This is a genomic window from Sphingomonas ginsenosidivorax (assembly GCF_007995065.1).
GTDB lineage: Bacteria > Pseudomonadota > Alphaproteobacteria > Sphingomonadales > Sphingomonadaceae > Sphingomonas > Sphingomonas ginsenosidivorax.
Map to the genome: position 1 here is coordinate 1,623,671 of NZ_VOQR01000001.1, position 19,861 is coordinate 1,643,531.

Sequence of the window (19,861 nt, forward strand, 5' to 3'; positions counted from 1 at the left end):
GGTGCGACAGGGCCTATGCGCGCGACTCGGCCGCGCGTTCGCGTCATTCCGGCGATAAGTCGCGCAGGCCGACGACGACGCTGGCATCCGCGCGCCCGGGGTGGCATTGGCACGGCATGGCCGATCCCCGCCCCACCGATCCCCGTCCCGCCGATCCCCGTCCCGCCGATCCCCGTCCGAACGCCGCCGGCGGTGCGCTCATCGCGCTCGGCATGATCGGCGGCGCCGCGATCGGCTTCGCGGTCGGCCAGGCGACGCCCGGATTCCTGATCGGCACCGCGGTCGGCGTCGTCGTCGCGATCCTCGTCTGGCTCCGCGACCGCCGCTGAGCCCACCCTGACCACCACCACCCCGGCGGAGGCCGGGGCCCAAATGGGAAGGTCGGAGTAAGGGAGCGCGATCCGCAGTAACGATCGTCCCCCAATTGGGCCCCGGCCTTCGCCGGGGTGGGGGCATTTTCGTGCACAGCCCCCTACCGCGGCTCCCGCATCTGCCACACCACTCGCCCGACGACGTCCACCGCCCCGGCCGGCACCGCCGCCGCGGCCGGATTGTCGCTGCTGACCATCAGCCCGTCCGCCCCCGGCACGACACGCTTCACCATCATCGCCGCGTCGATCCGGACCACGAACACACCGCCGCGCGCGCCCGGGCGCCGGTCCGCGGTGTCGACGACGATGTGATCGCCGTCGAGCAGCCCCGGCGCCATCGAATCGCCCCGCACCCGGATGATCGCCGCCTGCCCCTCGCGAAGCCCCAGCCGCCGCGCGAGCGCGGGGTCGATCATGTCCGTCCCCAGCACGATCTCGCCATCGACCAGCGCGCCGGGTCCGGCTGACGCCGCGATATCGATCCGTGGCAGCCGGAACGCGGACGGCCGCTCGACCGCGCCCAGTACCGTCTCGGCGACCCCGAAATACGCCGCCAGTACCCGCCGGTCGCGCTCGGCGAGCACCCGCGGCGTACCCCGCCGGACGAACTGCTGCAGATACGCCGCGTTGCGCCCGAGCATCGCCGACAACGCCGCCAGGCTGTCTCCGCGATCGGTCGCCAGCCCTGCCAGCGCGGCTCTTGGATCGGAAACGGACACGACACCTCACTACCGTAGGAAATTTCCTAGACATGTTGGAAATCAGGGAACAGATCCAGAACTAAATTAGGAAACCGAAGGGAGCAAGCCATGTCCGTTCTGATCAAGATCGACCGCTATCTGCGCAGGACGGGCATGCCGGTCAGCAAGTTCGGCCGCCTCGCGGTCAACGATCCGCGGCTGGTCCACGACCTCAAGCGCGGCCGCCAGCCCGGCCGGACGATCGTCGCGCGGATCGAAGCGTTCATCGACGGCGGCGCGGCATGATCCCGCGGACCGCTTTGACGCGCGACCGCGACGCCGGGACAGCGCTGGTCCGCGCATTGCGGACGATGGGCGCAGCGTTCGGCCTTCGGGTCGATTCGCGCGCGGACCAGCCCTGGGCCAGCGCCACCTTCGTGGGGACGCAGCACGTCGTGCGGATCGCTGCCCCCGCCATACCCGTCGTTCGATCGTGGCTCGCCGCGCTCCCCGAGGCGCCGTTCGCGCTCCGCGGCCACATCGTCGCCGACCTGTCGGTCGATGCGATCGAACCGGTCGCCGGCGAGCTGCATGCGACGCTTTCCGTCCTGACGCTCGAAGAGACGTGATCCGCCGCTAGGGGGTGGACTTTCCCCCTTCGTGCCGCGCATTGAGCGGTACGAAGGAGACGATGATGACCGGATCTGGCATGGCGAAGTTCGACTGGGCGGACCCGTTCCTGCTCGACGACCAGCTGAGCGAGGACGAGCGGATGATCCGCGACTCCGCCCGCGCCTATGCGGACGACAAGCTAGCCCCGCGGATCGTCGACGCGTTCCAGCACGAACATACCGACCCTGCGATTTTCCGCGAGATGGGCGAACTCGGCCTGCTCGGGCCGACCATCCCCGAGGACTATGGCGGCGTCGGGGCGTCCTATGTCGCGTACGGCCTGGTCGCGCGTGAGGTCGAGCGGATCGACTCCGGCTACCGCTCGATGATGAGCGTCCAGTCCAGCCTCGTGATGTACCCGATCTACGCCTATGGGTCGGAGGCACAGAAGCGCAGATACCTGCCGAAACTCGCCAGCGGCGAGTTCATCGGCTGCTTCGGCCTGACCGAGCCCGACGCCGGGTCCGACCCCGGCGGGATGACCACGCGCGCGAAGAAGGTCGATGGCGGCTACGTGATCTCGGGCGCCAAGACATGGATCAGCAACTCCCCGATCGCCGACGTCTTCGTCGTCTGGGCGAAATCCGACGCGCATGACGATGCGATCCGCGGCTTCGTGCTCGAACGCGGCATGAAGGGCCTGGAAACGCCCAAGATCGAGGGCAAGCTGTCGCTTCGCGCCTCGATCACCGGCATGATCATGATGGACGAGGTCGAGGTCGGCGACGACGCGCTGCTCCCCGACGTGCAGGGCCTGAAGGGTCCGTTCGGCTGCCTCAACCGCGCGCGCTACGGGATTAGCTGGGGCGCGCTCGGCGCCGCGGAATTCTGCTTCCATGCCGCGCGTCAGTACGGCCTCGACCGCAACCAGTTCGGCACCCCGCTCGCCGGACGGCAGCTCTACCAGAAGAAGCTCGCCGACATGGAGACCGAGATCGCGCTCGGCCTGCAGGCGAGCTTGCGCGTCGGCCGCCTCATGGACGAAGGCCGCTTCGCGCCTGAAATGGTCAGCCTCGTCAAGCGCAACAATGTCGGCAAGGCGCTCGATATCGCGAGGATGAGCCGCGACATGCACGGCGGCAACGGCATCTCGGGCGAATATCACGTCATGCGCCACATGATGAACCTCGAGACGGTGAACACCTACGAGGGCGCCCACGATGTCCACGCGCTGATCCTCGGCCGCGCGATCACGGGGATCGCTGCGTTCTAGTGCGCCACCCCCGCCCACACACGCGTCACCCCAGCGAAGGCTGGGGTCTCCCGGTAATTGAGCGCGCCCTTGCCGCGGGAGACCCCAGCCTGCGCTGGGGTGACGCATAAAGTGGCGGAAGCCAAACCCACCCCCCTAGCCGGCCTCAAGGTCGTCGAACTCGCCCGCATCCTCGCCGGCCCCTGGGCGGGTCAGGTCCTCGCCGACCTCGGCGCCGAGGTGATCAAGGTCGAATCCTCCGAAGGCGACGACACCCGCCGCTGGGGCCCGCCGTTCATCGACAACCCCGACGGCAGCCGCGACGCCGCCTATTTCCACGCCGCCAACCGCGGCAAGCGCTCGGTCGTCGCCGACTTCGCCACGCCCCATGGGCAGGCCACGGTCCGCGCGCTCGTCGCCGATGCCGATGTCGTGATCGAGAATTTCAAGGTCGGCGGCCTCGCGCGCTACGGGCTCGATTACGCCAGCCTCTCCGCGCTCAACCCGCGGCTCGTCTATTGCTCGATTACCGGGTTCGGCCAGGACGGGCCCTACGCCGCGCGCGCAGGCTACGACTTCATCGTCCAGGGCATGAGCGGGATCATGGACCTCACCGGCGAGCCCGAGCACGCGCCGCAGAAGATCGGCGTCGCCTTCGCCGACATCATGACCGGGCTGTACGCGGTGATCGCGATCCAGGCCGCGCTGGCGATGCGGGAGCGCACCGGCCGCGGGCAGCAGATCGACATGGCGCTGCTCGACACCATGACCGGCGTGCTCGCCAACCAGGCGATGAACTGGTTCGCGAGCGGCGTGTCGCCCACCCGCGTCGGCAACGCGCATGCCAACATCGCCCCCTACGCCGTCTTCCCCTGCGCCGATGGCTGGTTCATCCTCGCGGTCGGCAACGACCCGCAGTTCCGCCGCTTCTGCGACGCGCTCGGTCAGGACGCGTTGCGCGACGATCCGCGGTTCGCGACCAACGCGGGCCGCGTCGCATTCCGCGAGATCCTGACTGCCGGAATCGAGGCGGCGACGCGCGCGGTTCCCCGCGACACGCTGCTCGCCAGGCTCGAAGCGGTCGGCGTGCCCGCCGGCCCGATCAACAGCGTCGCGCAGGCCTTCGCCGACCCGCAGGTCGTCGCGCGCGGCATGGCGATCACCGGCGCTCGCCCCGACGGATCGACCGTACCCGGATTGCGCACCCCGATCCGCTTCTCCGACGCCGACCTCGCGACCGGTCGCGCGGCACCGATGCTCGGCGACGGCTGACCGCCGATACCGCTCCACAGCACGGCGATTGCCCGCTACAGACCGCCGCGATGGTTTGGATTCCGATCACCCGGTCGATCGCGATCGATGACAGCGAGATCGGCGAGACGACGACGCGCGCCGGCGGCCCCGGCGGCCAGCACGTCAACACCACCGACAGCGCGGTCATCCTGCGCTTCGACGTCGCCGGCTCGCCCAATCTGCCCGACATGGTCAAGGACCGGCTCGCGGTGCTGGCCGGCTCGCGGCTGACGCGCGACGGCGTGCTGATCCTGCGCAGCGAAGGCTCGCGCTCGCAACTCCTCAACCGCCAGGAAGTCCGCGAACGCCTCGTCGCGCTGATCCGCGATGCGACGATCATCCCCAAGAAACGCCGCCCGACCAAGCCCACCAAGGGCAGCCAGACCCGTCGCGTCGATTCGAAGGTCAAGCGCTCCGCGGTAAAACAGGGTCGCGGCAAGGTTAGGGAGTAACGCTGCCGCCTCTGAACCGCTCCCCGGCGAAGGCCGGGGCCCAGTTGGGGGCAGAGGTAACCGAACGCAGGCGGCCATCACGGCAACCTTCCCAACTGGGCCCCGGCCTCCGCCGGGGAAGTACCTGAGACGTACCACTCGCCCCCCGTTCTCCCGCGAAGGCGGGAGCCCAGGAGTCGCGAACGCTACCCTCCGTTACCCTGGACTCCCGCCTTCGCGGGAGAACGGTTAGCCCTGGGAATGACTGGCAAGATCTACCACTTCGGTAGAACCCCCCACCGGATCCTCCCCGAACCCAGCCGCCGCGAACCGCTCCGGCATCGGCGCCTCGCCGACCACATCGGGCTTCCCAGCCCGCGGCACGATCAGCTTCTGCGCATGCAGCATCATGCCCAGCTTGTCCGCCGTCCCGTAGACCCCGTCGCCCACCACCGGCGCCCCCAGCCCGCTGGCCGCATGGACGCGGATCTGATGCGTCCGCCCGGTCTCGGGCATGAACTCGACGAGCGACCGCCCGTCCTTCACCGACAGCACGCGCCACGCGGTCCGCGACGCCTTGCCCTTCAGGCTGCCGTCGACGTCCTCGACCATCCGCCAGCCGGTCTCGGCGGTGCTGACCTTGCCGAGCACCATCTCGATCCGCCCCGATTCCTCCGCCGGCACGCCTTCAAGCAGCGCGACATAGCGCTTCGTCACCAGTCCCTGTTCGAACGCCTGCTGCAGTCGCGCATGCGCCTTGGGATTGCGCGACAGCAGCAGGCAGCCGCTGGTATCGCGGTCGAGCCGGTGCACGGGCTTCGGCCAGCGCTGGAACCCGAACTTCAGGCTCTCGAGATGGTTCTCGAGGCTGAGCGAGCCATCACGGGGAGGATCGACCGGCAGGCCCGTGGGCTTGTCGATGATAAGGGCCTCGCCGTCGAGGAAGAGTACGCGTTCACCATGCATGCGCACGCCCTTGCCAGCATCGGCGCCCGCATGCCAGAGCCGTGGCATGCTGCGCCGCACACTAGCCCTCGTCCTGACGCTCGCGCCGTCCGTTGCCCAAGCCCAGTTATGCGAAGGCCAGAGCGCCGCGATCGCCCCCGACGGCCGCGCCTTCGGCCATCTGCCCTACGGCGACGCGGCCGAAACCGAGCTCGTCGCGCTGCCGTCGGACTATTCGGTCGGCAACCCGTGCATCGTCCGACGCGACATCCTCCCCGACCTCCTCCGCCTCTTCGACGCCGCCGCGCGCGATCCTGCGGTGATGGGCCAGATCAAGGCGATGTCGTGCCAGCGCTCGATCGAACGCCAGCGCGGCGTGTTCTGCCGCGGCAGCGACTCGGCCGCCGACCGCGCGATCTCGGTCGCGCCGCCGGGCTATAGCGAGCATTCCACCGGCTTCGCGCTCGACTTCGCGGTGCGCCCGTCGAATGGCTGCCCCGATGCCGAGGCGTGCATGGCCGCAACGCCGGCCGCGAAATGGCTGCGCGCCAACGCAGGCCGGTTCGGGTTCGAGCAGAGCTTTCCTGGCGGCAACAAGCAGAACGTCAAATGGGAGCCCTGGCACTGGCGCTGGGTCGGCACCACGGCCAGCGCGCCCGGCGCGGCACGGGCGCGGTTCGTGTTCGCGCGGGCGCGCAAACTCTATCCGGCCGACCCGGTGATCGACCCGGTCATGATCAAGGTCGCGCCACCCCCGAAGCTCTACCTCAAGCTGCCGGTCATCGACGTAAAAAAGCGCCGCCGCTAGGGTCAGCGACGGCGCGTCCTTCGTCACCCTGAACTCGTTTCAGGGTCCACCCATCCGCGAGCGCTATCGCCCGTGGCTGGGTGGATGCTGAAACAAGTTCAGCATGACGCGGAATTTTATGCCGCGAGCTTCGCCGCCGTCTCGGCGATCCGCTTGCCCTGGTACCGCGCACCCGCCAGCTCTTCCGCATGCGGCTGGCGCGAACCGTCGCCGTCCGCGATCGTCGTCGCGCCGTACGGCGACCCGCCGAGGACTTCGCTGACGCCCATCTGCCCCTTGAACCCGTAATCAAGCCCGACGATCGTCATCCCATGATGCATCAGGTTGGTCAGGATCGAGAACAACGTCGTCTCCTGCCCGCCATGCTGGCTCGCGGTCGAGGTGAACGCGCCGCCGACCTTGCCGACCAGTGCGCCCGAGAACCACAGCCCACCGGTCGTGTCCCAGAACTGCGCCATCTGCGCGGGCATCCGGCCGAAGCGCGTCGGCGCACCGACGATAATCGCGTCATAGTCCTTGAGCGCATCGGGGCCCTCGATCACCTCGTGCGCGGTGTCGGTCTTGAAGTGCGCGGCAGCGACGACCTCGGGCGGTGCGGTCTCGGCGACGCGGCGGATATCGACCTCGGCGCCACCGGCGCGCGCGCCCTCGGCGACCGCATCCGCCATCTGCTCGAGATGGCCGTAGGACGAGTAATAGAGCACGAGAACCTTGGTCATGGGGTATCCTTTGTCTTCTGCACCCCCTCCCGCTTGCGGGAGGGGGCCGGGGGGTGGGCGCCCGCTTTCCACGGGCGGTGCAAGTCGGGGCGAGCGCGAGCCCACCCCCCAACCCCCTCCCGCAAGCGGGAGGGGATTTAACGGTTATTCAGAGTCGACCAGGACGATCTCGGCATCCTCGATCGCCGTGATCGTAACGGTCTGCCCGCCGACAAGTGCCGCGCCGTCGCGCGCCGCGAAGCGCTCGCCGTCGATGGCGATCGCGCCCGTCGCCGGCACCAGATAGGCATGACGCCCTTCGCCGACGCTGTGCGTGACGCTCTCGCCCGCCTTCACGGTCGCCGCCAGCACGCGGGCGTTCGCCCGGATCGGCAACGCGTCGCCATCATTCTCGAACCCGCTCGCCAGCGTCACGAACGTACCCGACCGCTCGCCCTTGGGGAAAGGCTTCGCACCCCAGCTCGGGCTGCCGCCCTTGCGGGTCGGCTCGATCCAGATCTGGAAGATCGTCGTCGTTTCGGGTTCGAGGTTGTATTCGGCGTGCCGCACGCCCGAGCCTGCGCTCATCACCTGAACATCGCCCGCCTCGGTCCGGCCCTTGTTGCCGAGCGAATCCTGGTGCGTGATCGCGCCGGTGCGGACATAGGTGATGATCTCCATGTCCTGGTGCGGATGCGGCGGAAAGCCGTTGTTCGCGGCGATCTCGTCGTCGTTCCACACCCGGATCGCACCCCAGCCCATCCGCGCGGGGTCGTAATAGCTCGCGAACGAGAAATGGTGCCGCGCGTTCAGCCAGCCGTGATTGGCATGGCCGAGGCTCTCGAAGGGGCGGCGTTCGACTTTGGTCTTGGTATCGATCATGGAAAGTCTCCAATCTGTTGAGACCAAGATAGGCGATGCGATCACACCGTAAATAGAAACGCTGGAAACCGATCGTTTCGTTTGCCATGGTGGCAGGGCGTATCTCCCCTCCCTGGAAGGGAGGGGTCGGGGGTGGGTCGGCTTGGGGCTGGCGCAGCATTCCCCCGATAGCGACCCACCCCCAGCCCCTCCCTTCCAGGGAGGGGAGCCTCGGCCACGGAGACCCACCATGCGCCTGCCCGATCTCGAAGCCTGGGCGATCTTCGCCAGCGTCGTCGAGCACAAGTCGTTCAGCGCCGCTGCCGACACGATCGGTCTCAGCAAGGCGACCGTCTCCAAGGCGATTACCCGGCTGGAGGCGCATCTCGGCCAGTCGCTGTTCCACCGCACCTCGCGCCGGCTCGCGCTCACCGAAGCCGGCAAGCCGCTCGCCGAACACGCCGCGCGCATCCTCGCCGAAGCGCGCGCCGCGGAAGAGTCCGCCAACGACTCCGCCAGCGCCCCCACCGGCCGGGTCCGGCTCGCCGCGCCGATGAGCTTCGGCATCACCGACATCGCGCCGTTGCTCGCCGACTTCCTGGCCGCCCATCCCGGCATCGAGATCGAGCTCCACCTCTCCGACGCGCGTGTCGACATCGTCGCCGAAGGCTTCGACGTCGCGCTCCGCATCGCGTCGCTGCCCGACAGTTCGCTCCGCGCACGCCGGCTGTGCGGCATCACCACGCACATCGTCGCTGCCCCCGCCTATCTCGCCGCGCGCGGCACCCCCACGCACCCCGCGCAACTCGGCGAGCATGCGCTGTTCGGCTATACCAACGTCACCGGGCCGTGGCGCTTCCAGCGCGCGGGTGAGGGCGACGTGTCGATCCGCGCGCAGGGCCAGCTCTCCGCCAACAGCGGCGAGGCGCTGGTCCCCGCACTGGTCGCCGGGCTCGGCATCGCGCTGCTGCCGAGCTTCATCATCGCCGAGCACCTCGCATCGGGCGCGCTGGTCGAAATCCTCGCCGACTGGGCCCCGCCGCCGATCGGCCTCCATCTGCTCACCCCGCCCAGCCCGTTACGCCCAGCCCGCGTCGAGGCGCTGATCGCCTTCCTCAGCCAGCGCCTGCGCGACGCGCGCTAGCGCCTCCCTTTTCGTCTCCCCCGCCGCCCCGTCGCCCGGTCGCCCCCCCGTCACCCCAGCGAAGGCTGGGGTCTCGTGAGGCGAGGACGGAGCTGGAGCCGCAGGAGACCCCAGCCTTCGCTGGGGTCACGACGGAGGGCGGATGACGTTCCCGCCCCCTCGCCCGCGACAATTTCTTAAAACTCCGCTGCCATCCGCTCCCGACTCGTCGCATTTAAATCCAAATTAACCTTTTGCCTTCAGACATTGCGTGGTTAATGGAATTGAAGTCGATCCGCGGGCATGGGGTGCCGGGCGGTGTCGCGAACAGGGGACGACGCATGCGGGTGCTGCTGATCGAGGACGAGCCGACGACCGCCAAGGCGATCGAACTCATGCTCACGACCGAGGGGTTCAACGTCTACATCACCGACCTGGGCGAAGAAGGCCTCGATCTCGGCAAGCTGTACGACTACGACATCATCCTGCTCGATCTCAACCTGCCCGACATGCACGGCTATGACGTGCTGAAGCGCCTGCGCGTCGCGCGTGTCTCGACCCCGGTGCTGATCCTGTCCGGCGTCAACGAGATGGACAGCAAGGTGCGCAGCTTCGGCTTCGGCGCCGACGACTATGTCACCAAGCCGTTCCACCGCGAGGAACTGGTCGCACGCATCCACGCCGTCGTCCGCCGCTCCAAGGGTCACAGCCAGTCGGTCATCCGCACCGGCAAGCTGGCGGTCAACCTCGACGCCAAGACCGTCGAAGTCGATGGCAGCCGCGTCCACCTGACCGGCAAGGAATATGCGATGCTCGAGCTGCTGAGCCTCCGGAAAGGCACGACGCTCACCAAGGAAATGTTCCTCAACCACCTCTATGGCGGGATGGACGAGCCCGAGCTCAAGATCATCGACGTCTTCATCTGCAAGCTCCGCAAGAAACTGAGCCTCGCCTGCGACGGCGAGAACTACATCGAAACCGTCTGGGGCCGCGGCTACGTCCTGCGCGAACCCGACGACGTGGCCGCCGCCCAGGTCGCCTGACCACTACCGTTTGGGGGAGCAAAGGCCGCGGCACCGGGGGGCGCCGCGGCCTTTTTTTGTCTACCTTCCCGTCTGATCGGGCGCCGGCTTTCAACGCGTCGTTTCGCTATAGATCGTAGCTGGGAATGTCGTCATCCTCGGGCCACGGCGGATAGACGATCGGCTTGTCCCCGAAATAGCGCTTCACGATGCGATCGCGGCGAGCGAGTGGGCGCTCATCGGGATCGATGTCCTCCTTGTAGTTGTACGCGACTTGGAAACTGTCTCCCTGGATCAGATACTCGATCTCTGCCCAACGATTCTTCGGTTCCTCGGCGTCCCAGAGATCGAGCAGCGCGTCTCCCAGGCGGTCGAGATCCGCCCAGCGGAACACGATGCTGTTGCCACGGTTCTTAAAGATCGCAGGCGCAACGCAGTTCCTATCGACCTCCGCGTGCAACAATGTGCCATCAAGCGGGTATTCGGTGTCCTCGGCCAGAAGTCGGCCGATCTTTGCGAGTATCCTATCCGTTTCGTCACTTGCCATCGATCTTCTCCTTCCGCTCGTTCGGAAATTTTTTGCTCTTGAGAGTGCCGTTGACGATGAACCAAACATTGATGGCCGATGGCCGCGTTGATCCGTCCCCATAAACGGGCGAGATCTTGACGGTGACCCTGGCCCCTGCGCGCTTCTCGCGCGCCCACTCGTCTTCGAGCACGCGGTAGCCACCGCGATTGAAGTTTGCGTCTTGCGCGAAATGGTTGAAGGCCTCGGTCGGTCCCTTGAACCGCGCGGCGATATAGTGGCCTCCGTCATCGGTCGGTCGCCGGTCCGGCCCGCCCGCCTGCGCCTGCACCGTTCGGGAACGCACCTGTTTGTCGGCAACGACAAGAACGCCTGAAACGCGCCGCGTTCGTCCGCTGGCGTCGATCCAATATTCATAGCCGTTACGGACTTCGCGGCGATCTGGCGACGTCTCATCTACAGGTCGCTCATCTCGCGGCGGCAGTTCCGCGTAGGCGATCTGCCCGGCAGGCGATGATGCTACCGGCTTGGTTTCGGCTCGCTTTTTCTTCGGTGGCTCATCCCAGCTTCCGCTAGCGCCCCCGCCACCAAAGCGTCCTCCTCCTCCGCCGGTGAAGCCTCCACCCTGCCAACTGCCGTCGTGGAAATTGCGACCGTTCGCAAAGGTGAACCGACCATTTTTCGGATCGTGCCACGGGTTGTACTTGAGTTCGCCGCCATCGGCCGTACGGGCGGTTGGAAGACGCCCGGTCCTCAGCCAGGTTGAGAAGGCATATCGTCTCGCGCTACCGGCCATGTCCATGATGCCACCCCGCAACAGTATAAGGGTTGGAACATTTCAGGAACATTTTCCAACAAGTCAAGCGCGGAAAAGGGAGTGTTAGCGCGCCGCTATTTCCGCTCGAACACTTTCTCGCCCCCGACCCAGGTCTGCTGCACCACGGTCCCGCGCAACTCGGTCGGCGACGCCAGCGTCGGATCCCGGTCCACCACGATGAAGTCCGCGCGCTGCCCGGGCTGGAGCGATCCGAACTGCTTCTCCGCGAACCCGGCATAGGCCGCGCCCCCGGTGAACGCCCACCAGGCCTGCTCGCGCGTCACGCGTTCCTCGGGGCGCCAGCCGCCCGACGGCTGCCCGTCGGCATCCATCCGCGTGAACGCCGCCGCCCAGCCTGCGAACGGATCGGGCCGCTCGACCGGGAAGTCCGACCCGAAGGCGAGCCCCGCGCCGTTCTTCAGCATGCTGTTCCACGCATAGGCGCCGGCCAGCCGATCCGGCCCCAGCCGCGCCTCCGCCATCGTCCTATCGCTGGTCTGGTGAGTCGGCTGCATCGACGCGATCGTGCCGAACCGGCCGAAGCGCACCAAATCTTCAGGCGCGACGATCTGCGCATGCTCGACCCGCCAGCGCCGGTCGCCCTTGTACGTCTCGGACAGCACCTGGATCGCGTCGAGCACCTGTTCGTTGGCGCGGTCGCCGATCGCGTGGACCGCGGTCTGGAAGCCGTCCATCGCCGCGCGGCTCATCGAGTTCTGCAGCTGGTCGTCGGTCAGGAACCCCGCCCCCGACTGGCTCGGCGCATCGGCATAGGGCGCCTTCAGCCACGCCCCGCGCGACCCCAGCGCGCCGTCCGAATAGATCTTCACGCCGCCCATCCGCAGCCGGTCGCCATAGAGCCACGGCGTCGGCCCCTTGCCGCCGACGCGGTTCGCGGTCTCCATGCCCATGCCGTACGACATGATCCGCACGCGCAGCGCGCCGATATCGGCCATCCGCCGATAGGTCAGCCACTCGTCGAGCGTCGTCCCCATGTCCGCGGTCGCCGTCACACCGTAGCCGAGCAGGATCGCTTGCGCGGTGAGGAACGCGGCATCGCGCTCCTTGGGCAGTGGCTGCGGCACGACCTTCGCGACCAGCTCCTGCGCCGAATCGACGAACACGCCCGACGGCTGCGCGCCCGTCTTCTCGATCCGCCCGCCCGCCGGCGCCACGGTCTTCGCGGTGATTCCCGCCTCCTTGAGCGCGGCGCTGTTGCCCCAGCTCGCATGCCCGTCGGCGCGGCTCAGCCACACCGGATGGTCGCTTACCACCGAGTCCAGGTCCGCCGCGGTCGGGAACCGCCCGAGCCCCCAGGCCTCCTGGTTCCAGCCGCCGCCGACCACCCATTTGCGGTCGGGGTTGGCCTTCACATAGTTGGCGATCTTCGCCTTGGCCTCGTCGAGCGACCTGGTCCCCGACAGATCGAGGTCGAGCGCGCGGAACCCAAGTTCGAGCACATGGCCATGCGCGTCGATGAAGCCCGGCAGCACGATCTTGCCGCCCATGTCGCGCCGCCAGTCGTACAGCGGCTTGCCGGCGTTCTTCACCAGCTCCTTGCGGCTCAGCTTGGGCGGCGCCTCGCCCGGCGGCACCAGTCGCGTGATCCGACCGTCCTTGTCGACCAGCATCGCCCGGAAGCGGACGACGCGCCCGCCGTCGGCGATGGTGATGCCGTTGACGTTGTCGATGATCCCGTCGGCAAAGGCGGGGGTGGCTAGCGACAGCAGGGCGACCGCCGCAACCAAGACTCCCCTCCCTGAAAGGGAGGGGTTGGGGGTGGGTCGGCTGGGGGCAGTCGCACCGTCACCCAACCGACCAACCCACCCCCGGCCCCTCCCTTCCAGGGAGGGGAGCAGCATGGCGATCATGGACGTGTTCACTTCGGCAATCTCCGCACCAGGGCACTCGTATCCTGCCGACCACCGCCCAGCGCCTGCACCTCGGCGTAGAATTGATCGACCAACGCCGCGACCGGCAGCACCGCGCCGTTCCCCTTGGCCTCGTCGAGCGCAAGCCCCAGGTCCTTGCGCATCCAGTCGACCGCGAACCCGAAGTCGAACCGGTCCTCGCCCATCGATTCCCAGCGGTTTACCATCTGCCAGCTCTGCGCCGCGCCGCCCGAGATCGCCTCGAACACCTTGTCCAGGTCGAGCTCGCTCGCCTGCGCGAACCGCAGCGATTCGGCGACGCCCTGCAGCACGCCCGCGATCGCGATCTGGTTGCACATCTTGGTGGTCTGCCCGGCGCCTGCCGCGCCGACATGGACGATCCGCGCGGCATAGGCGTCCATGAACGGCGTCGCCTTCGCGACCGCCTCCTCGGTGCCGCCGCACATGATCGAGAGCTTGCCGTTCTCGGCCCCGGCCTGGCCGCCGGAAACGGGCGCGTCGACGACGAGCAACCCCTTGCCCTCCTCGGCCAGCCGCCGCGCGATCTTCGCGGATACCGTCGTATGATCGACGAACAGTGCGCCCGGCGTCATCACCGCGAACGCGCCGTCGCTGCCCAGCGTCACCGCCGCCAGGTCGTCGTCGTTGCCGACGCAGGTGAACACCGCCTCCGCGCCCTTGGCTGCCTCGGCCGGGGTCGCCGCGACGCCACCCCCATGTTTCGCCGCCCAGGCCTCCGCCTTCGCCCGCGTGCGGTTGTAGACGGTGACGTCGTGCCCTGCCGCGACCAGGTGCCCCGCCATCGGCGCACCCATCACGCCGGTCCCTATGAATGCCAGTTTTGCCATGGCTTCAGCGCATAAGCGGTGTTCCCCCCTCGCGCCAGATGGTCTAGCGATCCCCCATGACTACCCAAGCTGCCGTAGCGGCACCCCGTCCCGCATCGATGCCCGTATCCATCGAAGACATCCGCACCGCGCACGACCGCATCCGCGAGTCGATCGTCCGCACGCCGACGCTGATCAGCCGCACGCTCAGCCAGATGACCGGCGCGACGGTGTATCTGAAGTTCGAGAACCTCCAGTTCACCGCGGCCTACAAGGAGCGCGGCGCGCTCAACACGCTGCTGCAGCTCTCGCCCGAAGCCTGCGCGAAGGGCGTCATCGCGGCCTCGGCCGGCAACCATGCGCAAGGGCTGGCCTATCACGCCAACCGCCTCGGCATCCCCGCGACGATCGTGATGCCCACCAACACCCCGACCGTGAAGGTCACGCAGACCGAGGGTCACGGCGCGACCGTCGTGCTCCACGGCGACACGTTCGACGCCGCCTATGCGCATGCCCGCATCCTCGAGGGCGAATGCGGCTTCACCTTCGTCCACCCGTTCGACGACCCGCGCGTGATCGCAGGGCAAGGCACCGCCGCGATCGAGATGCTGGAGGACGTGCCGGGAATCGACATGTTCGTCACGCCGATCGGCGGCGGCGGCCTCATCTCGGGCATGGCGACCGTCGCGCGCGCGGCGGACCACCCGATCGAGGTCGTCGGCGTCGAGGCCGAGCTCTTCCCGTCGATGTACAACCGCATCAACGGCACCGACATGCCCTGCGCCGGCGACACGCTGGCCGAGGGTATCGCGGTCAAGGAGCCGGGCGGCATCACCGCGAAGATGGTCGCCGAACTCGTCGACGACATCGTCCTGGTCAGCGAGCGCAGCCTGGAGATGGCGGTCAGCCTGCTGCTCCAGATCGAGAAGACCGTGGTCGAGGGCGCGGGTGCCGCCGGACTCGCCGCCCTGCTCCAGCATCCCGAGCGGTTCGCCGGCCGGACGATCGGCGTCATCCTGTGCGGCGGCAACATCGACACGCGGCTGCTCGCCAACGTGCTGCTGCGCGATCTCGCGCGCTCGGGCCGCCTCGCCCGCCTGCGCATCCGCCTGCAGGACCAGCCCGGCGCGCTGTTCAACGTCGCGCGGATCTTCGACCAGGAACGCATCAACATCATCGAGATCTATCACCAGCGCGTCTTCACGACGCTGCCGGCGAAGGGCCTCATCACCGACATCGAATGCGAGGCACGCGACCGCGCGCATCTCGACCGGCTGATCATGGCGCTGCGCGATGCGGGGTATGAGACGAGTACTGTAGAACTGGCCTGATCGTCCCGCTCTGGCACGCCGGCATGCAAACGCCCGTCCCCGCGCGGAATTCGTGGTAAACCGCCTTTTCATCCCCGGGTGCGGTCTCATATAGCGTGCCGGCGCAGGTCCGCGCCGGAGGGATATCAGAAGCCGTGACTGCGCCGTTCCGCTTTCCGCGCTTCTTCGTGACCAGCCCGTCGCCCTGCCCCTATCTGCCCGGGCGGCAGGAACGGAAGGTGTTCACCGAGCTGACCGGCCCGCACGCGATCGAACTGAACGATGCGCTCGGCCGCATCGGCTTCCGCCGCAGCCAGGGCGTCGCCTATCGCCCGAGTTGCGCCGGCTGCACCGCCTGCGTCTCGGTCCGCGTCGTCACCCCGCAATTCGTCCCCAACGCGACGCAGCGCAAGCTGCTCAAGCGTCACGGCGACCTGCAGATCACCGCGTGCAAGGCCTGGGCGACCGACGAGCAGTTCCAGCTGCTCCGTCGCTATCTCGGCACGCGCCACCCCGGCGGCGGCATGGCGGGGATGGACGAGGACGATTATGCCGACATGGTCGAGCATTCGCCGGTCAATTCGCTGATCGTCGAATATCGCGAGCCCGCGGTCGACGGCGTCCCCGGCCGGCTGGTCGGCGCCTGCCTGACCGACCGCCAGGCCGACGGCCTGTCGATGATCTACAGCTTCTTCGCCGCCGACGAAGAGGCGACGCGCCCCGGCCTCGGCAACTTCATCATCATGGACCACATCCTGCGCGCGCGCGACGCTGGCCTGCCCTATGTCTATCTCGGCTATTGGGTGAAGGGCTCGCAGCGCATGGCGTACAAGACGCGGTACCGGCCGATCGAGGTGCTGGGCCCCGCGGGCTGGCGCCTGCTGGAGGATGCCGATCTCGCGGTCGTCCCTCAGGCAGTTCCGGCCTAAATCCTCCCCCGCCAGGGGGAGGTGGCGCCGAAGGCGTCGGAGGGGGCGGACACGGAACGTCTGCTACCCTGTCCTCCCCCTCCGTCAGGCTACGCCTGCCACCTCCCCCTGGCGGGGGAGGATGAGCGCCTCAACCCTCCTGAACCACCACCACATCCACATCCAGCTCCTCGGCCCCATCGCCAAGCCGAGACCCCGCCACCGGCGCCGCCCCCGCCGCATCCAGCCCGATCGCGACGCGCACATAATGTTCCTCAGGGCACAGGCCCGAGGCCGGATCGAACCCGACCCAACCAAGCCCGTCGACATGGGCCTCGGCCCAGCCATGCGGGGTCGGCCGGTGCTCGCCGTCGCGGTCGGTGTGGCGATAGCCAGAGACATACCGCGCCGGCGTCCCCAGCGACCGTGCCGCCACCGCGAACATCTGCGCCAGATCGCGTGAGGTCGCGCGCTCCTCGCGAAACGCCGCCGCGGCATCGCGCCCCGGCTCGGGCCGGCCGCAATCGAACGCGAACCGCTCGTGCAGCGCCGCATTCACGCGGTGCAGCGCGCCGACCCGGCTCTCCGCATCCGCTGCCGCCTCTGCGGCGAACGCGGCGATCGCGACGTCGGCCGGCGTCGCCTCGGTCGCGCGCAGGAACAGCGCGGGCGGCAACGGCTCGTGCACCCCGTGCAGCACCCCGTCGGAATGGCTGGTCAACACCTCGCCGTGCACCGTGATCGCGATCCCGTCGACCGGCCCTTCGGCATACAGCATCGTGATGACATTGCCGAAGCCGTCGCGTCCGGTGCGCAGCCGCGCGTCGCAATCGACGTCGATCCGCCACGACGCGATCGTCTGGTCGTGCGTGTTCTCGGGCGTGAGCCGCAGCATCTGCACCAGCCGCGCCTGCGGCACCGCGAAGCGATAGACGGTGCGATGATCGATCGAGAGTCTCATCGCACGGTCCGCCGCATCAGAGGAACTTGAACTGGCGACCGATCGCCGCGTGCAACAGGCCGTTCTCGTGAATGAACGCCTGCAGATACTGGTGCAGCCCCGACGCGATCACCTCGCCCGACCGCGTCTTGGCGAGCCGTGCGGCGCGCATCCGCGCCATCCGGTCCGCCTCGCCGTGATTGCCGGTCCGCTTGGCGAGCAGGTTGAGCACGTCGACCGTTTCCTCGACCGACGCCGCCAGGCTGCGCGGCAGTTCGGAGCGCGCAATCAGCAGGTCGATCACGTCCGCCGGCCTGAGCCCGTCATTGTACAGCCAGCGATAGGCGGTCACCGCGGACACCGTTTGCAGGATCGTCGTCCACTGGTCGCGGTCGATCGCACCGCCGACCTTCTCGCCCTCGGGCAGGAGGATATGATATTTGACGTCGAGCAGCCGCGCGGTGTTGTCGGCGCGCTCGACCGCCTGCCCCAGCCGGATGAACCAGGTCGTCTGGTTGCGCAGCATCCGGTGGATCGCTCCCTCGAACCCGCGGGTCTCGTTCTTGACCGCATCGACCAGGGTGAGCGTCTCGGTCGTCCCGCGCGGGCTCGCACGGTTCTCGAACAGCAGCCAGGCGCGGTTGATTGCCGTCCACGCCTCGCGGGTCAGCGCGGTCCGCACTGCCTTCGCGTTGTTGCGCGCCATGTCGAGGCAGCGGACGATCGACCCCGGATGGCTCGCATCCAGCGTCAGGAACCGCACCACTTCCGCCTGTTCGAGTGCCCCGCCGAACGCCGTGTCTGTCTCGGTCACCGCCAGCGCCGACGCCCAGGCGTCCTCGCCCGCGGGCTGCGACGACAGCACGTCGAGCCGCACCGTCGCCTCGACCAACCGCGCGATGAAATCCGCCCGTTCGAAATACCGCCCCAGCCAGTAGAGCGACGACGCCGTCCGCGAGAGCATCAGCCGATATCTCCCAGCGTCTGCGTCATCCCGCCCATGCTCTGCGTCATCCCCCCGCGCGCCATCCGCTGCGTCTGGTCCGCCATCAGCACGAAACTGTCCTTGGTCCCGCCGCCCTGGCTCGAATTGACGACCAGCGACCCTTCCTTGAGCGCGACGCGCGTCAGGCCGCCGGGGACGACCTGAACACCCTTCGATCCGGTCAGCACGAACGGCCGGAAATCGACGTGGCGTGGCGACAGGCCGCCGTCCGCCATCGTCGGCACCGTCGATAGCGCCAGCGTCGGCTGCGCGATGTACCGCTGCGGCTCGGCGATCAGCGCGGCGCGGAACGCCTCGATCTCCGCCTTCGACGCGGTCGGCCCGACGAGCATGCCATAGCCGCCCGACCCGTCGACCAGCTTCACCACCACCTCGTCGAGATGGTCGAGCACGTATTTCAGCGAGTCCGGCTCGCGGCACCGCCACGTCTCGACATTGGGCAGCTTGCAATCACCACCCGAATAGAATTTCACGATGTCGGGCATGTAGCTGTAGATCGCCTTATCGTCGGCGATGCCGTTGCCAGGCGCGTTGAGGATCGCGACATTGCCCGCGGCATAGGCCGCGATCAGCCCTGGCACGCCGAGCGCGCTGTCGGGCCTGAACACGAGCGGATCGAGATAATCGTCGTCGATCCGGCGATAGATCACGTCGACCTTCACGCGCCCCGCGATCGTCCGCATCCAGACGATGTCGTCGTCGACCACCAGGTCGGCGCCCTCGACCAGCTCGATCCCCATCGAATCGGCGAGGAAGCTGTGCTCGTAATAGGCAGAATTATAGTGACCCGGAGTCAACAGGACGCAGGTCGGGTTCGATCCCGTCCCGTGCGGGGCCACCGACTTCATCGTCTCCAGCAACCGGTCGGGATAGCTGTCGACCGCCGCGACGCGGAACTGCCGGAACAGCTCGGGACACAGCCGCAGCATCGCCTCGCGGTTTTCCAGCATGTAGCTGACGCCCGACGGCGTGCGCGCATTGTCCTCGAGCACGAAGAAGTCGTCGGGCCCGGTGCGCACCAGGTCGATCCCGCAGATATGCGCCCAGATCCCGTGCGGCGGCCGCATCCCCGCGATCTCGGGCCGGAACTGCGCGTTGCCGAGCACCAGGTCCTCGGGCAGCACGCCCTCCTTCAGGATCCGCCGCTCGCCATAGATGTCGTCGAGGAACGCGTTGATCGCCTCGACGCGCTGGACGAGCCCCTCGGACAGCCGCGTCCATTCGTCGTGGAGGAATACGCGTGGCACGATGTCGAACGGGATGATCCGCTCGGCGGCCTCTTCCTCGCCATAGACGGCGAAGGTGATGCCGAGCTGCCGGAACGTCGTCTCCGCGGCTTCCTGGCGGCGGCGCAGCTCGGCGTCGGGCGTATCCTCGATCCACCTGCCGAGCGCTGCCAGTTCGGGGCGGGCGGTCTCCGCGCCCGGCTTACCCATGATCTCGTCGAACGCTTGTTTCCCCATCGAAACGGTAAAGCCCCCGGCGTGGTTAAGGTTCCATGCTGCACTGCGATCGGGCGGGACACAAGGGCTACTCGCT

22 protein-coding genes are annotated in these 19,861 nt (G+C 68.1%); 11 read left to right on the top strand and 11 right to left on the bottom strand.

What is annotated here, in order from left to right:
* Positions 1 to 116: 116 nt before the first annotated feature.
* Positions 117 to 329: a hypothetical protein gene (locus FSB78_RS07315; RefSeq protein WP_147081386.1), complete on the top strand. Its 213-nt coding sequence runs from the start codon at positions 117 to 119 to the stop codon at positions 327 to 329.
* 143 nt (positions 330 to 472) lie between these two features.
* Here the strand turns inward: FSB78_RS07315 and FSB78_RS07320 are convergent, their stop codons facing one another.
* On the bottom strand, positions 473 to 1,090 hold the full coding sequence (locus FSB78_RS07320) for a S24 family peptidase (protein ID WP_147081388.1): 618 nt from the start codon (positions 1,088 to 1,090) through the stop codon (positions 473 to 475).
* Positions 1,091 to 1,180: 90 nt separating this feature from the next.
* On the opposite strand from FSB78_RS07320, the gene FSB78_RS19250 reads away from it, so the two are divergent.
* From FSB78_RS19250 to arfB, 5 genes are all read left to right on the top strand, one after another.
* Positions 1,181 to 1,357: a hypothetical protein gene (locus FSB78_RS19250; protein WP_199743132.1), complete on the top strand. Its 177-nt coding sequence runs from the start codon at positions 1,181 to 1,183 to the stop codon at positions 1,355 to 1,357.
* Entirely contained in the window at positions 1,354 to 1,680 is a 327-nt protein-coding gene (locus FSB78_RS07325) for a hypothetical protein (RefSeq protein ID WP_242008107.1), read from the top strand. The genes FSB78_RS19250 and FSB78_RS07325 overlap by 4 nt, the downstream gene beginning before the upstream one ends.
* Positions 1,681 to 1,745: 65 nt before the next feature.
* Complete coding sequence (locus FSB78_RS07330; RefSeq protein WP_147081389.1) at positions 1,746 to 2,936, top strand: acyl-CoA dehydrogenase; 1,191 nt, start codon at positions 1,746 to 1,748, stop codon at positions 2,934 to 2,936.
* Between the two features lie 111 nt (positions 2,937 to 3,047).
* Positions 3,048 to 4,187: a CaiB/BaiF CoA transferase family protein gene (locus FSB78_RS07335; protein WP_147081392.1), complete on the top strand. Its 1,140-nt coding sequence runs from the start codon at positions 3,048 to 3,050 to the stop codon at positions 4,185 to 4,187.
* 50 nt (positions 4,188 to 4,237) lie between these two features.
* On the top strand, positions 4,238 to 4,660 hold the full coding sequence (arfB, locus tag FSB78_RS07340; RefSeq protein WP_147081393.1) for an alternative ribosome rescue aminoacyl-tRNA hydrolase ArfB: 423 nt from the start codon (positions 4,238 to 4,240) through the stop codon (positions 4,658 to 4,660).
* 228 nt (positions 4,661 to 4,888) lie between these two features.
* Here arfB and FSB78_RS07345 read toward each other — a convergent pair whose 3' ends face one another.
* Positions 4,889 to 5,605 carry an RluA family pseudouridine synthase gene (locus FSB78_RS07345; RefSeq protein ID WP_147081395.1) on the bottom strand — a complete coding sequence of 239 codons (717 nt, stop codon included), beginning with the start codon at positions 5,603 to 5,605 and terminating at the stop codon, positions 4,889 to 4,891.
* A 46-nt stretch (positions 5,606 to 5,651) separates the two neighbouring features.
* Between FSB78_RS07345 and FSB78_RS07350 the strand changes: the two genes are divergently transcribed.
* Positions 5,652 to 6,392, top strand: coding sequence for a M15 family metallopeptidase (locus FSB78_RS07350; RefSeq protein ID WP_147081398.1), 741 nt, complete (start codon positions 5,652 to 5,654; stop codon positions 6,390 to 6,392).
* A 116-nt stretch (positions 6,393 to 6,508) separates the two neighbouring features.
* Here FSB78_RS07350 and wrbA read toward each other — a convergent pair whose 3' ends face one another.
* Together wrbA and FSB78_RS07360 are read right to left on the bottom strand one after the other, a co-directional pair.
* Positions 6,509 to 7,111 (bottom strand): NAD(P)H:quinone oxidoreductase, encoded by a 603-nt coding sequence (gene wrbA, locus FSB78_RS07355; protein WP_147081400.1) that lies wholly within the window; start codon positions 7,109 to 7,111, stop codon positions 6,509 to 6,511.
* A gap of 144 nt (positions 7,112 to 7,255) precedes the next feature.
* Positions 7,256 to 7,972, bottom strand: a complete 717-nt coding sequence (locus FSB78_RS07360) for a pirin family protein (RefSeq protein ID WP_147081402.1) — start codon at positions 7,970 to 7,972, stop codon at positions 7,256 to 7,258.
* Between the two features lie 229 nt (positions 7,973 to 8,201).
* Between FSB78_RS07360 and FSB78_RS07365 the strand changes: the two genes are divergently transcribed.
* Together FSB78_RS07365 and ctrA are read left to right on the top strand one after the other, a co-directional pair.
* Positions 8,202 to 9,095, top strand: a complete 894-nt coding sequence (locus FSB78_RS07365; RefSeq protein ID WP_147081404.1) for a LysR family transcriptional regulator — start codon at positions 8,202 to 8,204, stop codon at positions 9,093 to 9,095.
* 320 nt (positions 9,096 to 9,415) lie between these two features.
* Positions 9,416 to 10,117: a response regulator transcription factor CtrA gene (ctrA, locus tag FSB78_RS07370; protein ID WP_147081406.1), complete on the top strand. Its 702-nt coding sequence runs from the start codon at positions 9,416 to 9,418 to the stop codon at positions 10,115 to 10,117.
* 106 nt (positions 10,118 to 10,223) lie between these two features.
* Here ctrA and FSB78_RS07375 read toward each other — a convergent pair whose 3' ends face one another.
* The 4 genes from FSB78_RS07375 to FSB78_RS07390 all read right to left on the bottom strand — a co-directional run bounded on the left by FSB78_RS07375 (position 10,224) and on the right by FSB78_RS07390 (position 14,179).
* Positions 10,224 to 10,643, bottom strand: coding sequence for a hypothetical protein (locus FSB78_RS07375; RefSeq protein WP_147081408.1), 420 nt, complete (start codon positions 10,641 to 10,643; stop codon positions 10,224 to 10,226).
* Positions 10,633 to 11,424, bottom strand: a complete 792-nt coding sequence (locus FSB78_RS19465; RefSeq protein ID WP_242008109.1) for a DNA/RNA non-specific endonuclease — start codon at positions 11,422 to 11,424, stop codon at positions 10,633 to 10,635. The genes FSB78_RS07375 and FSB78_RS19465 overlap by 11 nt, the downstream gene beginning before the upstream one ends.
* Positions 11,425 to 11,513: 89 nt before the next feature.
* Positions 11,514 to 13,187 carry an amidohydrolase gene (locus FSB78_RS07385; protein WP_242008111.1) on the bottom strand — a complete coding sequence of 558 codons (1,674 nt, stop codon included), beginning with the start codon at positions 13,185 to 13,187 and terminating at the stop codon, positions 11,514 to 11,516.
* A 131-nt stretch (positions 13,188 to 13,318) separates the two neighbouring features.
* Positions 13,319 to 14,179 carry an NAD(P)-dependent oxidoreductase gene (locus tag FSB78_RS07390; protein ID WP_147081410.1) on the bottom strand — a complete coding sequence of 287 codons (861 nt, stop codon included), beginning with the start codon at positions 14,177 to 14,179 and terminating at the stop codon, positions 13,319 to 13,321.
* 56 nt (positions 14,180 to 14,235) lie between these two features.
* Here FSB78_RS07390 and FSB78_RS07395 point away from each other — a divergent pair, with 56 nt between their 5' ends.
* A complete protein-coding gene (locus FSB78_RS07395; RefSeq protein WP_147081412.1) occupies positions 14,236 to 15,489 on the top strand; it encodes a threonine ammonia-lyase in 1,254 nt (417 codons plus the stop codon).
* A 134-nt stretch (positions 15,490 to 15,623) separates the two neighbouring features.
* Positions 15,624 to 16,397 carry an arginyltransferase gene (locus FSB78_RS07400; protein ID WP_147081414.1) on the top strand — a complete coding sequence of 258 codons (774 nt, stop codon included), beginning with the start codon at positions 15,624 to 15,626 and terminating at the stop codon, positions 16,395 to 16,397.
* A gap of 130 nt (positions 16,398 to 16,527) precedes the next feature.
* Here FSB78_RS07400 and FSB78_RS07405 read toward each other — a convergent pair whose 3' ends face one another.
* From FSB78_RS07405 to FSB78_RS07415, 3 genes are read right to left on the bottom strand one after another with little or no spacing between them, the layout of a single operon-like run.
* Positions 16,528 to 17,337: a transglutaminase family protein gene (locus FSB78_RS07405; RefSeq protein WP_147081416.1), complete on the bottom strand. Its 810-nt coding sequence runs from the start codon at positions 17,335 to 17,337 to the stop codon at positions 16,528 to 16,530.
* Positions 17,338 to 17,353: 16 nt separating this feature from the next.
* Positions 17,354 to 18,280 (bottom strand): alpha-E domain-containing protein, encoded by a 927-nt coding sequence (locus FSB78_RS07410; RefSeq protein WP_147081418.1) that lies wholly within the window; start codon positions 18,278 to 18,280, stop codon positions 17,354 to 17,356.
* Positions 18,280 to 19,785, bottom strand: coding sequence for a circularly permuted type 2 ATP-grasp protein (locus FSB78_RS07415; protein WP_147081420.1), 1,506 nt, complete (start codon positions 19,783 to 19,785; stop codon positions 18,280 to 18,282). The genes FSB78_RS07410 and FSB78_RS07415 overlap by 1 nt, the downstream gene beginning before the upstream one ends.
* Between the last annotated feature and the right edge of the window lie 76 nt (positions 19,786 to 19,861).